Raw genomic sequence first — 14,384 nt, forward strand, 5'->3', positions numbered from 1 at the left:
TGGATAACAAGATGCCCGGGGTGCGGGGGTGGTTGCGGGCGTTCGGTCACAGGTCGGTCACGCCCGGCCGCACCGCCCGACGTCCGTTATCCGGACACTTCGGTGCGAATTTCGGGTCGGGGTCTTCAACCGGGTGGGGTCGCGGTGCCACAGTCCCTGGGGTGACGAACTGGACTCCCAACCACGGCCAGGACTTCGACCCGGTGCCCTACCGGCCCGCGCGGATGCCGACCGAGCAGTCGCTGCGCACGGCCGCCGAGCTGCGCGCGCGGATGGACGAGCGGCGCACCGTCCGCATGTTCTCCCCGGACCCCGTGCCCACCCAGGTCGTGCTGGACGCGATCGCCGTCGCCTCGACCGCGCCCAGCGGCGCCCACCAGCAGCCGTGGACGTTCGTCCGCGTGGTGGACCCCGAGGTGCGCAAGGCCATCCGGGCCGCCGCCGAGCACGAGGAGCGCATCTCCTACAACGGCCGGCTCGGCGAGGAGTGGCTGGACGCGCTGCGCCCGCTGGGCACCGACGACGTGAAACCCCACCTCACCGACGCGCCGGAACTCCTCGTCGTGTTCCAGCAGCGGTTCTACCTGGAGCCCGACGGCAGCAGCCGCAAGCACTACTACGTGGACGAGTCGGTCGGCATCGCGGTCGGGATGCTGCTCACCGCGCTGCACCTGGCCGGTCTCGCCGCGCTGACCCACACGCCCTCGCCGATGAAGTTCCTCGGCGAGGTGCTGGGCCGCCCGCGCAACGAGAAGGCGTTCGCGGTCATCCCGGTCGGCTACCCGGCCGACGACTGCGTGGTGCCCAACCTGGTCCGCAAGACGCTGGACCAGGTCGTGGTCACGGTCTGAGCCTCACCTCAGCGGCTCGGCGAACGTGAAGTGCCCGGCCACCGCCTCCGCGACGGCGGCGGTGGCCAGGCGCACCCGGTCGGCGCGCGAACCGGTGACCTCCAGCCACGGCACGCCCCGCGCGGCCAGACCGGCCCGGAACAGGTCGGTCATCCACGGGCGCAGGTGCTCGCCGTCGCGCCACCCGTCCTGCTCGAAGGGCACCCCGTCGTGGCCGGTGAGCAGGTACAGCGCGGGCCGCACCGGGTCCGGCGCGACGTCCGGCGGCGCGCCCAGGTACCGGTGGCCCCACACGGTCGCCGCCCAGGGGTCGTTGTCGCACACCACGACCGGTGCTTCGACGGCCGCCGCGTCGATCAGCTCCCGCTGCCGCGCCGCGACGTCCTGGAAGTCGCCGACCGTCCACACCAGACGGTCGAGGTCGGCGTCCGGGTCGAACGCCTTCGCGGCGGCCAGCTTCCGCTCGGTGTGGATCCGGCCGTACTCGGGTACCCAGGGTGTGCCGAGGTGCGCCGCGAGTTCCCGCGACAGCGTCGTCGTACCGGTGCTCTCGGCCCCGACCACCACGACCCGGGCGCACAACCCGGTCCGGGTCGCGGGTGCGAGGTGGTGCCAGCACGCCGCCGGGTCGGCCCGCACGGCGGTGCCCGACACCGGGTGCGCGGTGCGGTCCAGGTCGACCAGGACGTGCCGCGCACCAAGGCGTTTCGCCATTTCGTCACCGTAGTGCTCGCTGGAGAACACCGCGTCGACCGGAGCCGACGCGGGATCGCCGTCCGCGATCGCCCGGCGCGCCAGCACCGCCCGCGCCACACCCATGTGCAGCTCCCACACCGGGTCGCTGTGGAAGTCCATCGGGTGGTCGTCCAGGTCGCCGAGCACCACCAGCCCCGGTGTGCCGGCGTGCTCGGCGCGCAGCCACGCCACCCGTGCCGCCACGGGGATCGACTCGACCGAAGACGCCAGCACCGCCACGGTGACCTGGGCACTGCGCGCGCACGCCGCCCGGATCAGGTGGTGGTGCCCGGCGTGCGGCGGGTAGAACTTGCCCAGCACCAACGAGTGTGTGAACTCCGTCATGCCGCCACCAGGTCCCGGCGCAGCGCACGGGTCCAATTCCGCAGGCCCAGCACGCACAGCGCGATGAAACCGAGGTAGAGCACGGCGGTGAGCCACAGGTCCTTGTAGGCGTACAACGGAACGTAGATCACGTCCGCCGCGATCCACAGCCACCAGCACTCGACCTTCTTGCGCGTCTGGCCCCACGTCGCGAGCAGGGACAGCACGGTGGTCACCGCGTCCGCCCACGGCACCGTCGAGGTGGTGAACGTCATGAGCACCCACGCGATCAGCACCGTCCCGACGACCCCGGCGGCGGTCAGCCACCCCCACTGGGCCGGTGTCGTGCGGCTGACCGGCAGCGGGGTGCGCGCCACACCGCCGCGCAGCCACGCCCACCACCCGTACAGGGCCAGTGCGATGTAGACGATCTGGAGTCCCGAGTCCGCGTACAGCCCGCCGGCCGCGAACAGCACCAGGAAGGCGATGTTGTTGAGGATCCCGATCGCCCAGTTCCAGGCGTTCTGCCTGGCCACCAGCCACACGCACAGCGCGCCCGTGACGAAACCCGCCACCTCGCCCCAGCTGGTGGCGACGCCCCCGACGGTGACCGCCGGGGTGTTGAAGGGCCAGAGGATGACGTCTAGTAGTGACACGGGTACTCCGTTTGACGGCTGTTCGAACGCGTGTTCGAATGAGGCTATGCGATGGGACGGGCAGAAGGACGGGGCGGACCGGCAGCAGGCTCTGCCGGGGTTGCCGGGACTGGTTCGCAGCGTACGAACCCCGGACTTCGCCGACGTCGTGTTCCACGAGGTGCGCGCCAAATCGGTGCTCAACAAGGTCACGGGCGACCGGCTGCCGTTCGGGTGGACGGTCAACCCGTACCGGGGCTGCACGCACGGCTGCACCTACTGCCTGGCCGGCGACACGCCGATCCTGCTGGCCGACGGCCGCACCAAGCCGATCGCCGACCTGTCGGTGGGCCAAGAGGTCTTCGGCACGTTCGGGGGCCGCTACGTCCGGACCCGCGTGCAGGCGCTCTGGACCACCGCCAAACCCGCCTACCGGCTCACCCTGGAGGACGGCACGCGGATCGTGGCCAGCGGCGACCACCGGTTCCTCGCCGAGGACGGCTGGCGGCACCTCACCCCGGGCCGCTGCGACGACTTCGAGGAGCGGCCGTTCCTCGCCAAGGGCGCGCGGCTGGTCGGCACCGGCCGGTTCGTCGCGCCGCCGACGGTGAACGACGAGTACCGCTGCGGCTACCTGTGGGGCCTGGTGCGCGGCGGCCTGCCCGGCGACCCGGACGTGCTGGCGCGGGCGCGGGACTACGCGGCCGGCCGGATCCCGCGCGAGAGCGAGTTCGTCGAGTGGCCGACCACGCCCGGCGACGACTGGTCCAAGGGCTTCCTCGCGGGCCTGTTCGACTCGCGCGGCACGGCCACCGGCGGCGACCTCGTGCTGTCCAGTTCGGACAGCGCGGTGTTCGACTCGGCCGTGCTCGCCTTGACCCGCTTGAAGATCGGCCACGTCGTGGAGGTGCGCGGCGTGCGGATCACCGGCGGCCTGGCCGAACGGCTGCGGTTCCTGCACCTGGTCGGGCCGGTGGTGGCGCGCGGGAACGCCGTGGAGGGCGTGGAGGTCCCGCGCCAGGCCCGGCTCGCCGTGGTGGCCGTCGAAGCGCTGGGCGTGACGCGGACCCTGTACGACATCACCACCGGCACCGGCGATTTCGTCGCCAACGGCCTGGTCAGCCACAACTGCTTCGCCCGCAACACCCACACCTACCTCGACCTCGACGCCGGGCACGACTTCGACACCCAGGTCGTGGTGAAGGTCAACGCCGTGGAAGTCCTCACCGGGCAGCTGAGGTCGCGCCGGTGGCGGCGCGAGCACGTGGCCATGGGCACCAACACCGACCCGTACCAGCGGGCCGAGGGCCGGTACCGGCTGATGCCCGGGATCATCCGGGCGCTGGCCGACTCCGGCACGCCGTTCTCCATCCTGACCAAGGGAACCGTGCTGTCGCGGGACATCCCGCTGCTGGAGGAGGCCGCGAAGCGGGTGCCGGTCGGCATCGGCGTGTCGATCGCGCTGCTCGACCGCGACCTGCAAGCCGGTCTCGAACCGGGCACGCCGAGCCCGCAGGCGCGGCTGGAGCTGGTGCGCAAGGTGCGCGACGCCGGTCTGCCGTGCGGGGTGTTCGTCGCGCCCGTGCTGCCCGGCCTGACCGACGGCGTGGACGAGCTGGACGCGTTGCTCGGCGAGATCGCGGCGGCGGGCGCGTCCGGCGTGACCGTGCTGCCGCTGCACCTGCGGCCGGGCGCGCGGGAGTGGTTCGCGCGGTGGCTGGTGCGGGAGCGGCCGGACCTCGCCGACGGCTACCGCACCCTCTACGGGCGCGGGTCCTACGTCGACGCGCGGTACCGGCGGTGGCTGGCCGCCCGCATCCGGCCGTTGCTGCGCCGGCACGGGCTGGACGCGAAGGGCGGGCGGGACGCGGTGGGCGTGCCCGGCGACGACGACGGCGTGTGGCCCGAGGGCAGCCTGCCCTCGACCGCACCGCACCCGCGCGGGGTGGACCAGGAGCAGCTGACCCTGCTGTGACGGCCGGCCCCTGCCGTGACTCCGGGTCGGGGCTAGGCTGCGCCGGGTGAAGGTGATCGTGTTCGGCGCGACCGGCATGGTGGGGCAGGGCGTGCTGCGGGAGAGCCTGCTCGCGCCGGACGTGACCGAGGTGCTGGCGGTGGGCCGGCGCGGCACCGGTCGGCGGGACGTGAAGCTGCGCGAGCTGGAGCACGCCGACTTCACCGACTTCACGCCCGTGGCCGAGCTGCTCACCGGCTACGACGCGTGCTTCTTCTGCCTGGGGGTGTCGTCGGTCGGCATGTCCGCCGACGACTACCGGCGGATCACCTACGACTACACGTTGGCCGCCGCGCGGGTGCTGGCCGAGGTGAGCCCGGACCTGACGTTCGTCTACGTCTCCGGCGCGGGCACGGACCGTGATTCCAAGCGGGAGTGGGCGCGGGTGAAGGCGAGGGTGGAGGACGACGTGATCGCGCTGCCGTTCCACGGCTACGCGTTCCGGCCCGGCTACATCCAGCCGCTGCACGGCGTGCGGCCGAAGGTCGGCTGGTACCGGTGGGTGTACGCGGCCCTGTCTCCCGCGTACCCGCTGTTGCGCCGCGTGCTGCCGAAGTGGACCACGACCACCGAGCAGCTGGGCCGGGCGATGCTCGCCGTGGCGCGGACCGGCGCACCCGTCCGCCGGGTGGAAGTGCCCGACATCAACGCCCTCTGAGGTTGTGGTCCGGGACACATCCGGGCCAACTCCTGAACACGTTCAAAAGCTCGGCGTACGCTCACGCCAACGAGTTGAACGCGTTCAAAAAAGGGGTGGACGATGAACGGCCTGGTCATCACCTACGTGCTCTACCTGGTGCTCAGCATCGCGCTGACGATCTGGGTGGGCCGCACGCTCAGCCGCAACGGCAAGATCTTCCTGGTCGACGTCTTCCAGGGCAACGAGGAGCTGGCGCGGACCGTCAACCACCTCCTGGTGGTCGGGTTCTACCTGGTCAACTTCGGCTTCGTGGCCACCTACCTGCGCAGCAGCGACTACATCGTCGAGGTCAAGGACGTCTTCGAGACCCTGTCGGCCAAGGTCGGCACCGTGCTCGTGGTGCTCGGCGTGCTGCACCTGGGCAACGTCTTCGTGCTCAGCCGGATGCGCCGGCGCAGCCTGCACCGGGCACAGGACCTGCCGCCGGTCGGCCCCGACGGCTACACCAAGCTCGCGTGAACGCCCTGACCGTCCTGTTCGACGCCGACTGCCCGTTCTGCCGCCGGGCGACGGGGTGGCTCGCCGCCCAGCCGAAGCTCGTGCGACTGGACTTCGTGCCGGCCGGGTCCGAGCAGGCCCGGCAGCGGTTCCCGGAACTCGACCACGCGGAGACCCTGAACGTGATCACCGTCGTCGGCGATCGGGGGGAGGTGTACCGGGGCGACCGGGCGTGGCTGGTGTGCTTGTGGGCGCTGCGGGCGTGGCGACCGATGGCGAACCGGCTGACCGGGCAAGGTCATCAGCGGTTCCTGCGCGCGGCGACCAAGCTGGCCGACCGGCTGCGTGCGATGAGCAAGGACGAGGACTGTGACCAAGCCTGCCAAGAGTGAGCAGACCAGGGCCGCGATCGTGGAGAGCGCCATGAGGCTCTTCCTGGAGAACGGCTACGACCGCACGACCATGCGGGCGATCGCGGCGGACGCGGGGGTGTCGGTGGGCAACGCCTACTACTACTTCCCGTCCAAGGAGCACCTGATCCAGGGCTTCTACGACCGGATGGTCACCGCGCACCGCGCGGCGTGCGCGGAGATCCTGGCGTCGGGGGACGACTTCACCACCAAGCTGACCGGCGTGCTGGTCGCGTGGCTGGAGGTGTCGTCCCCCTATCACGGGTTCGCGAGCCAGTTCTTCAAGAACGCGGCCGACCCCGACAGCCCTCTCAGCCCGTTCTCGACGGAGTCGGGCAACGCGCGCGACGGCGGCATCGCGATCCACCGGAGGCTGTTGGACGGGGTCAAGGTCGACCCGCAGCTGCGCGAAGACCTGCCGGAACTCCTGTGGCTGTTCCAGATGGGCGTGGTGCTGTTCTGGGTCCACGACAAGTCCGAAGGGCAGCGCAACACGGACGTGCTGGTCCGGCGCAGCGCACCGATGATCGGTAAGCTGCTCCAACTCTCCCGCGTGCCGGGCCTGCGCTCGGTCACCAGGGAGGCGGCCCAACTGTTCCGAGACATCGGTCTGGGGACGTTGGCCAAAACCCGCTGACCGTTCTCGTCCCCCAACCGGGCGACTACTCGTCAGAAACGTACGGAAACACTGTTCCCGTTACTCGGGTGAAACATGTGGAATCCCGCGAACCCCAACCCCTACCCACACCTCCCAACCGCGCCCCCCGCCAACAACCCACGCCCCGCCAGACCCACCGCCAGACCCACCGCCAAGCCCACCCCGCCACCTCAGTCCTCCGCCACCTCCAGCCCTCACCGCCACCGGACCCCGTCGCCAGCCCTCCGCTGGACCCCGTCGCCAGGCCCGCCACCGTGGCCCCTGCCGCACCCCGCCACCGTGGCCTCCTCTGCGACAACGCTCCAGCGGCCCGGACCCCAGCCTGGCCCAGCCTGGCCCTGCCCGGACCGTGCCCTGTCCGGACCGGATCGGCCATGCCGGCACCGCGCTCCGGGAAGGCGCTCCGGCACAAGTCGCCGCTGCGTAGCCCCGGCCCGGCAGTCCGGCCCGCTGTCAGCTTGGCCGGGCTTGCCAGTCCGTCGGCGCGTCCCGGAGACGAGGCACGCGTGGAAGGTCCGACGCGCGTCAAGCCCGGCGGAGGGTGTGCTGGTGTCGGGCGCGTCGACGCTAGATGTGTAGGCATCGGACGCGTCCGCATCAGGCTCGGTGGCCTCCAGGCGCGCTGGTGCGAGCAGCGCTGGAACGAGCTGGGCCAGCGCCTGGCGCGCTGGCACGCCTCACCGGTCAGCACAACGCGACATCAGCATCGCGCCCGCCTTTCCTGCCGTTCCTGCCTCGCCCGTCGCACCGCACCGCAACCCGCCGCACCGCAACCCGCCGCACCGCGCCGGACCGCGTGACGCGGTGCGGCGCGGCAAGCGCGTTGCCGGGCACGGCTTGGCTCGGGCGGGTGGGGCGCAAGCCGCACGATCGTCTGTGTCGTCTGTGTCGTCTGCGTCGCCGAAACTCGGTTCCAGTGCCGCTGAGCTGCGGAAACGGGTTGCGCTGGCCAACTCCGTACGGCGTACGGTACAATGTACGGCATGAGTGCTGTGCCGGGTAGTGATGCTGGGTTCGTGGCGACCGACGAAGACGTTTCGAGTGTGTTGGAGTGGTTCGCGCGGTGGGACGCGCTGGCGGTGGCTAAGGACGTCGAGGCGATGGCCGGGATGGCGCTGTTCCCGGTCAACGCGGTGACCGACGGGTCGGCCGAGTCGTGGGACCGGGCGCGGTTCCTCGGTGACATGGCCGCGCAGCTCGGTGACGGCGACGTGCAGATGGAGTCCGTGCGGACGCCCGTCTTCATCAACGCGAACCTGGTGTTCGTGATCACCGACGCGACCATCACGGTGGGGGAGTACTCGCAAGTCGCGCGGTACGGCGACCTGCTGGTGAAGAAGGACGGCGAGTGGCTGTTCCAGACCATGGTCCAGGGCGGCTGGTGATCGTCGTGGCTGCGGGTTATCCCTGATCGTGGCCGCCTGCCACCTGATCGTGACGGCCATCCGGCCCTAACGTCGGCGGAGATCTTTTGGACTCCTCCACGAACACGAACAGGGGTGCGCATGTCCTTCATCCGACGAGGGGTGCTCGTCGCGGCCGCGGCCTTGGCGGCGGGCGCGTTCTCGGCCGGGGCGGCGCAAGCCGACCCGATCGCCTCCGGTGACGATCAGGCCACGGCCACGGCCACGGCCACGGCCACGGCTGCTGCTGCGACTGCCGGCCACGGGCTGGACGCCGGACGCGGCGAGGGGCGCGTCGACAGCCGGATCGACTTGATCCCCCCGGCTTACTGGGGCGACTGGGGCAGTGACCCGGCCGACTGGGGCGACTGGGGCGCGAACCCCGAAGACTGGGGTGATTGGGGCGGCGACCCGAGCAACTGGGGATAGGTCGAGGCAGGTCGAGGGCGGGTTCCCGATGGGAGCCCGCCCCTCGGCGTACGTGGGGCAGGTGCGATCGGAAGCGGCACGGGCTCGCGTGCCGACTAACAATCAGTCTTGACTGTTTGTTAGTCGGGCGGAACACTCGGCCGCATGGCCACGGAGACCAGGCAGCGGCAGGCCGACCGCAGTGCGGGCACCCGGCGCAAGCTCATGGAGGCGACGGTCGAGTGCCTGGTGGAGTTCGGGTGGTCCGGCACGACCACCACGGTGGTGGCCGAGCGCGCGGGTGTGTCGCGCGGCGCGCAGCTGCACCACTTCCGCACGCGCGGCGAACTCGTCGCGGCCGCGGTCGAGTACTTGGGCGCGGAAAGCGTGTTGCACCTTAAGGAACGGGCCGCGCTCGTCGCGTCGGCGTCGGCGTCCGGCCGGATCACGGCGGTGGTCGAGTTGATCGCCGACTTCTACGCCAGCGACCTGTTCACCGCCGCCCTGGAGTTGTGGGTGGCCGCGCGCACCGACGCCGACCTCAAGACCGTCGTGGTGCCGCTGGAAGTCCGCCTGGGCCGGGAAACCCACCGGCTCGCGGTGCAACTGCTGGACGCCGACGAGAAGAAGCCGGGCGTCCGCGAGGCCGTGCAGATCACCCTCGACCTGGTGCGCGGCCTGGCTCTGGCCAACCAGCTCACCGACGACGGGAAGCGGCGCAAGCGGATCGTGCGGCACTGGGCGCGGATGTTGGAGGCTTCGCTGTGATCACCGAGATCCTGGACGACCTGCGCGCGGAGAGCGCCGTGCTGGACGACCTGGTCGCTCCGCTCGACGACTGGTCCACCCCGACCCCGGCCGCCGGCTGGACGATCGCGCACCAGATCAGCCACCTGCGGTGGACCGACCGGATCGCGGTGCTCGCCGCGACCGACCCGGACGCCTTCTCCGCGCGGCTCAAGGCGGCGACGCCGGACCTGGTGGACCAGGGGGCGGCGGAACCGGTGACGCTCGCCGAGTGGCGCGCGTCGCGGGCGGCGCTGCAGGAGGCGCTGTCGGCGGTGCCCGCCGGCGGGAGAGTGCCGTGGTTCGGGCCGCCGATGAGTCCGGCGTCCATGGCCACCGCGCGGTTGATGGAGACGTGGGCGCACGGTCAGGACGTCGCCGACGCGCTCGGCGTGGTCCGCGAGCCGACCGCGCGGCTCAAGCACGTGGCGCACATCGCGGTGCGCGCGTTCGGGTACGCGTTCCTGGTCAACGGGTTGCCCGCGCCGCAGGACCCGGTGCGGGTCGAGTTGACCGGCCCCGGCGGCGAGAGCTGGACGTGGGGGCCGCAGGACGCGCCGGACCGGGTCACCGGGCCGGCGCTGGACTTCTGCCTGCTCGCCACGCAACGCCGGCACCGCGACGACCTCGCGGTCACGGCGGTCGGTGAGGTCGCGCGGGCGTGGTTGCCGATCGCGCAGGCGTTCGCCGGGCCGCCCGGTGCCGGCCGGGGGAAGGTGGCGTCGTGATCCGGATCGGGAACTCGTCCGGGTTCTACGGCGACCGGTTCTCGGCTGTGCGGGAGATGCTCGAAGGCGGCGACCTCGACGTCCTGACCGGCGACTACCTGGCCGAGCTGACCATGCTCATCCTCGGCCGCGACCGGGTGAAGGACGCGGATCTCGGCTACGCCCGGACGTTCCTGCGCCAGGTCGAGGACTGCTTGGGACTGGCGCTGGACAAGGGCGTCAAGATCGTCTCGAACGCGGGCGGGCTCAACCCGGCGGGGCTGGCGGCGGCGATCGAACGGCTCGGGCTCGGCGCGCGGGTCGCGTACGTGACGGGGGACGACGTGCGGTCGCGGTTCCCGGATGCGTTGACCGCCAACGCTTATCTCGGTGCGTGGGGCATCGCGCGGTGCCTGGGGGCGGGCGCGGACGTCGTGGTCACCGGGCGGGTCACCGACGCGTCGCTGGTCGTTGGGCCTGCCGCTGCGCACTTCGGCTGGTCGCGCGAGGACTGGGACGCGCTGGCCGGTGCGACCGTCGCCGGGCACGTGCTGGAGTGCGGCACCCAGGCGACCGGCGGCAACTTCTCGTTCTTCACCGGGATCGACGCGGCCCGGCCGGGTTTCCCGATCGCCGAGGTGCACGCGGACGGCTCGTCGGTGATCACCAAGCACGACGGCACGGGCGGTGCGGTCACCGTCGACACGGTCACCGCCCAGCTGCTCTACGAGATCGGTGCGCCCGCCTACCCCGGCCCGGACGTGGTCAGCCACTTCGACACGATCCGGCTGGACCCGCACGAGCGCGGCGTGCGGATCTCCGGTGTCCGGGGCAGTGCGCCGCCGGACGCGCTCAAGGTGTGCCTGAACTACCTGGGCGGCTTCCGCAACTCCACCACGTTCGTCCTTTGTGGACTCGACGTCGAGGCGAAGGCGGCGCTGGTGCGCGACCAGTTGGAATCCGCGCTGGGGCCGGACGGCCTGACCTGGACGCTGGCCCGCACCGAGCACGTCGACGCGGACACCGAAGAGGCCGCGTCCGCGCTGCTGCACGTCACGGTGAAGACGACGGATCCGCAGCGCGCCAAGGCGTTCTCGCGGGCCGGGATCGAGTTGGCGCTGGGCTCCTACCCGGGGTTCCACGTCACCTCGCCACCCGGTGACGGCGCGCCCTTCGGGGTGTTCAAGGCCGCGTACGTGCCACGGGATTCCGTTGTGCACCAGGCTGTTCTTCCTGGCGGGGAGGTGGTCGTGGGATGAGGGTCCCGCTGGGCACGATCGTGGGCGCGCGGTCCGGCGACAAGGGCGGCGACGCGAACCTGGGTGTCTGGGTGCGCACCGACGCCCAGTACGCGTGGCTGGTCGGCGAGCTGACCGCGTCGCGGCTCAAGGAGCTGCTCCCCGAGGCGGGCGAGGTGGTCCGCTACGAGCTGCCGAACCTGCGGGCGCTGAACTTCGTGCTGCACGGCCTGCTGGGCGACGGGGTGGCCTCGTCCACCCGGTTCGACCCGCAGGCCAAGGCGTTGGGCGAGTGGCTGCGCGCGCGGCACGTCGACATCCCGGAGGAGCTGCTGTGAACGTGTTCGAGACACCGGAGCGCCGGGACCTGCGCGCCTCGGTGCGCGGGTTCGTGCAGCGGGAGGTCGTGCCGCACCTCGCGGATTGGGAGCGGGCCGGCGGGCTGCCGCGCGAGCTGCACCGGGCGGCGGCGGCGATCGGCTTGCTGGGCATCGGTTTCCCGGAGCGCGTCGGCGGCGCGGGCGACCTGCTGGACACCGTGGTGGCGACCGAGGAGCTGATCCAGGCGGGCGGGTCGTCCGGCCTGGTCGCCGGGCTGCTCACGCACGGCATCGCGTTGCCGCACATCGTGGACGCGGGCGATGCGGGCCTGATCGACCGGTTCGTCCGGCCGACGCTGGCCGGTGAGCTGATCGGCGCGCTGGCGGTGACCGAGCCCGGCGGCGGTTCGGACGTGGCCGCGTTGCGCACCACCGCCCGTCGCGAGGGCGACCACTACGTCGTCAACGGCGGCAAGACGTTCATCACCTCCGGCGACCGCGCGGACTTCGTCACCACGGCGGTGCGCACGGGCGGCCCCGGCCACCAGGGCGTGAGCCTGCTGGTGGTGGAGAAGGGCACGCCAGGGTTCGGCGTGGACCGCAGGTTGGCGAAGATGGGCTGGCACTGCTCGGACACCGCCGAACTGTCCTTCGTGGACGTCGAGGTGCCGGTGGCGAACCTGGTCGGCGAGGAGAACTCCGGGTTCGCCTTGATCATGCGCCAGTTCCAGGTCGAGCGGATCTCGCTGGCCGTCCAGGCGTACGCCACCGCGCAGCGCTGCCTCGACCTGGCCACCGCCCACGCGCGGCGGCGCGAGACGTTCGGCCGGCCGCTGATGGGCCGCCAGGTGGTGCGGCACAAGCTGGTCGAGATGGCGCAACGGGTCGACCTCGCCCGCGTCTACACCCGGGACGTCGCGGTGCGGATCGCGGCCGGCGAGGAGTGCGTGGCGCAGGTGTGCTTCGCCAAGAACTTCGCCGTGGAGGCGTGTTCCTTCGTGGTGGACGCGGCCGTCCAGCTGCACGGCGGCGCGGGCTACATGTGCGACAGCGAAGTCGAGCGGCACTACCGCGACGCCCGCGTCCTGGGCATCGGCGGCGGGGCCACCGAGGTGATGGTGGAGCTGGCCGCCAAGCGATTGGGGTATACCGCATGACCACGTTGCGCACCGCGCTGGACAGCCGGACCGCCGAGTACCGCGCGAACCGGGAAGCGCTGCTGGGCAGGCTGGCGGAGCTGGAGGCCGAGCAGGCCAAGGCGCTGGCCGGCGGCGGGCCGAAGTACACCGCGCGGCACCACGAGCGCGGCAAGCTGCTGGCCCGCGAGCGGATCGAGCTGCTGGTGGACCAGGACAGCCCGTTCCTGGAGCTGTCGCCGCTGGCCGCGTGGGGCACCGACTACCCGGTCGGCGCGAGCGTGGTCACCGGGATCGGCGTGGTCGAAGGTGTCGAGTGCGTGATCGTGGCCAACGACCCGACCGTGCGCGGCGGCGCGTCCAACCCGTGGACGCTGCGCAAGACCTTCCGCGCCAACGACATCGCCCTGCAGAACCGGCTGCCGCTGATCGGACTGGTCGAGTCCGGCGGCGCGGACCTGCCCAGCCAGAGCGAGATCTTCATCCCCGGCGGCCGGGCGTTCCGCGACCTGACCCGGCTGTCCGCCGCGGGGATCCCCACGATCAGCACGGTGTTCGGCAACGCCACGGCCGGCGGCGCGTACGTGCCCGGCATGTCGGACCACGTGGTGATGATCGACGGGCGCTCCAAGGTGTTCCTGGGCGGCCCGCCGCTGGTGAAGATGGCTACCGGCGAGGAGTCCGACGACGAATCCCTGGGCGGGGCGCGGATGCACGGCTCGGTCTCGGGCCTGGCGGACTACGTGGCCACCGACGAGGTCGACGCGATCCGGCTCACCCGGCGGATCGTCGCCCGGCTGGGCTGGCGCAAGCTGGGACCCGCAGCCAAACCCGTGCGGGAGCCGCTGCACGACGAGGAGGAGCTGCTCGGCCTGGTGCCCACCGACCAGCGGATCCCGTTCGACCCGAGGGAAGTCCTCGCCCGGATCGTGGACGGCTCGCGGTTCGACGAGTTCAAACCCGACTACGGGACCAGCCTGGTCACCGGCTGGGCGGACCTGCACGGCTACCCGGTCGGCGTGCTGGCCAACGCGCGCGGCGTGCTGTTCAGCGAGGAGGCCCGGAAGGCCACCCAGTTCATCCAGCTCGCCAACGCGAAGGACACCCCGCTGCTGTTCCTCCAGAACACCACGGGCTACATGGTCGGCGCGCGGTACGAGCAGGGCGGGATCATCAAGCACGGCGCGATGATGATCAACGCGGTGTCCAACAGCAAGGTGCCGCACCTGACCGTGGTCATGGGCGCGTCCTACGGCGCGGGCAACTACGGCATGTGCGGTCGTGCCTACGACCCCCGTTTCCTGTTCACCTGGCCCAACGCCAAGTCCGCCGTGATGGGACCGGCCCAGCTGGCCGGTGTGCTCTCGATCGTGGCACGGCAGGCCGCCGCCGCGAAGGGCCAGGAATACGCCGAGGAGCACGACGCGGCCATGCGCAAGATGGTCGAGGGGCAGATCGAGCAGCAGTCCCTGGCCGCGTTCCTGTCCGGCCGGCTCTACGACGACGGCGTGATCGACCCGCGCGACACCCGCACCGTGCTGGGCCTGTGCCTGTCGGCGATCCACAGTGGACAGATCAAGGGCGCCGAGGGCTACGGCGTCTTCCGGATGTGAGGAAAGCC

14 protein-coding genes and 1 pseudogene are annotated in these 14,384 nt (G+C 71.7%); 13 read left to right on the forward strand and 2 right to left on the reverse strand.

Annotation, left to right across the window (positions count from 1 at the left end; translation table 11 throughout):
• The first annotated feature begins 224 nt into the window (after positions 1-224).
• Entirely contained in the window at positions 225-851 is a 627-nt protein-coding gene (locus AC0HI0_RS47895; protein WP_480934553.1) for a nitroreductase family protein, read from the forward strand.
• Positions 852-854: 3 nt separating this feature from the next.
• Here the strand turns inward: AC0HI0_RS47895 and AC0HI0_RS47900 are convergent, their stop codons facing one another.
• Positions 855-1,931: an AAA family ATPase gene (locus AC0HI0_RS47900; protein WP_480930109.1), complete on the reverse strand. Its 1,077-nt coding sequence runs from the start codon at positions 1,929-1,931 to the stop codon at positions 855-857.
• Positions 1,928-2,566 (reverse strand): nicotinamide riboside transporter PnuC, encoded by a 639-nt coding sequence (pnuC, locus tag AC0HI0_RS47905; protein WP_480930110.1) that lies wholly within the window; start codon positions 2,564-2,566, stop codon positions 1,928-1,930. The genes AC0HI0_RS47900 and pnuC overlap by 4 nt, the downstream gene beginning before the upstream one ends.
• 46 nt (positions 2,567-2,612) lie before the next feature.
• On the opposite strand from pnuC, the gene AC0HI0_RS47910 reads away from it, so the two are divergent.
• The 12 genes and pseudogenes from AC0HI0_RS47910 (at position 2,613) to AC0HI0_RS47965 (ending at position 14,376) form a co-directional block, all read left to right on the forward strand.
• Positions 2,613-4,520, forward strand: coding sequence for an intein-containing Rv2578c family radical SAM protein (locus AC0HI0_RS47910; RefSeq protein WP_480930111.1), 1,908 nt, complete (start codon positions 2,613-2,615; stop codon positions 4,518-4,520).
• Between the two features lie 46 nt (positions 4,521-4,566).
• A complete protein-coding gene (locus tag AC0HI0_RS47915; protein ID WP_480930112.1) occupies positions 4,567-5,217 on the forward strand; it encodes an NAD-dependent epimerase/dehydratase family protein in 651 nt (216 codons plus the stop codon).
• 102 nt (positions 5,218-5,319) lie between these two features.
• The gene (locus tag AC0HI0_RS47920) at positions 5,320-5,718 is read left to right on the forward strand and encodes a hypothetical protein (protein ID WP_480930113.1); all 399 of its coding nucleotides are present in this window, start codon (positions 5,320-5,322) and stop codon (positions 5,716-5,718) included.
• A complete protein-coding gene (locus AC0HI0_RS47925) occupies positions 5,715-6,089 on the forward strand; it encodes a thiol-disulfide oxidoreductase DCC family protein (protein WP_480930114.1) in 375 nt (124 codons plus the stop codon). Before AC0HI0_RS47920 ends, AC0HI0_RS47925 begins: the two co-directional genes overlap by 4 nt.
• Positions 6,067-6,744: a TetR/AcrR family transcriptional regulator gene (locus AC0HI0_RS47930; protein WP_480930115.1), complete on the forward strand. Its 678-nt coding sequence runs from the start codon at positions 6,067-6,069 to the stop codon at positions 6,742-6,744. The genes AC0HI0_RS47925 and AC0HI0_RS47930 overlap by 23 nt, the downstream gene beginning before the upstream one ends.
• A gap of 1,004 nt (positions 6,745-7,748) precedes the next feature.
• Positions 7,749-8,150, forward strand: a complete 402-nt coding sequence (locus AC0HI0_RS47935) for a nuclear transport factor 2 family protein (RefSeq protein ID WP_480930116.1) — start codon at positions 7,749-7,751, stop codon at positions 8,148-8,150.
• A 120-nt stretch (positions 8,151-8,270) separates the two neighbouring features.
• The gene (locus AC0HI0_RS47940; RefSeq protein WP_480930117.1) at positions 8,271-8,597 is read left to right on the forward strand and encodes a hypothetical protein; all 327 of its coding nucleotides are present in this window, start codon (positions 8,271-8,273) and stop codon (positions 8,595-8,597) included.
• Positions 8,598-8,741: 144 nt separating this feature from the next.
• Entirely contained in the window at positions 8,742-9,344 is a 603-nt protein-coding gene (locus AC0HI0_RS47945; protein WP_480930118.1) for a TetR/AcrR family transcriptional regulator, read from the forward strand.
• Positions 9,341-10,090: a TIGR03084 family metal-binding protein gene (locus tag AC0HI0_RS47950; RefSeq protein WP_480930119.1), complete on the forward strand. Its 750-nt coding sequence runs from the start codon at positions 9,341-9,343 to the stop codon at positions 10,088-10,090. Before AC0HI0_RS47945 ends, AC0HI0_RS47950 begins: the two co-directional genes overlap by 4 nt.
• 56 nt (positions 10,091-10,146) lie before the next feature.
• Positions 10,147-11,645: pseudogene (locus AC0HI0_RS47955) on the forward strand (acyclic terpene utilization AtuA family protein).
• Positions 11,642-12,784, forward strand: a complete 1,143-nt coding sequence (locus tag AC0HI0_RS47960; RefSeq protein WP_480930120.1) for an acyl-CoA dehydrogenase family protein — start codon at positions 11,642-11,644, stop codon at positions 12,782-12,784. Before AC0HI0_RS47955 ends, AC0HI0_RS47960 begins: the two are co-directional and overlap by 4 nt.
• Positions 12,781-14,376, forward strand: coding sequence for an acyl-CoA carboxylase subunit beta (locus AC0HI0_RS47965; RefSeq protein WP_480930121.1), 1,596 nt, complete (start codon positions 12,781-12,783; stop codon positions 14,374-14,376). Before AC0HI0_RS47960 ends, AC0HI0_RS47965 begins: the two co-directional genes overlap by 4 nt.
• Positions 14,377-14,384: the final 8 nt, after the last annotated feature.

This window comes from Saccharothrix sp. NBAS 001, from assembly GCF_056640475.1.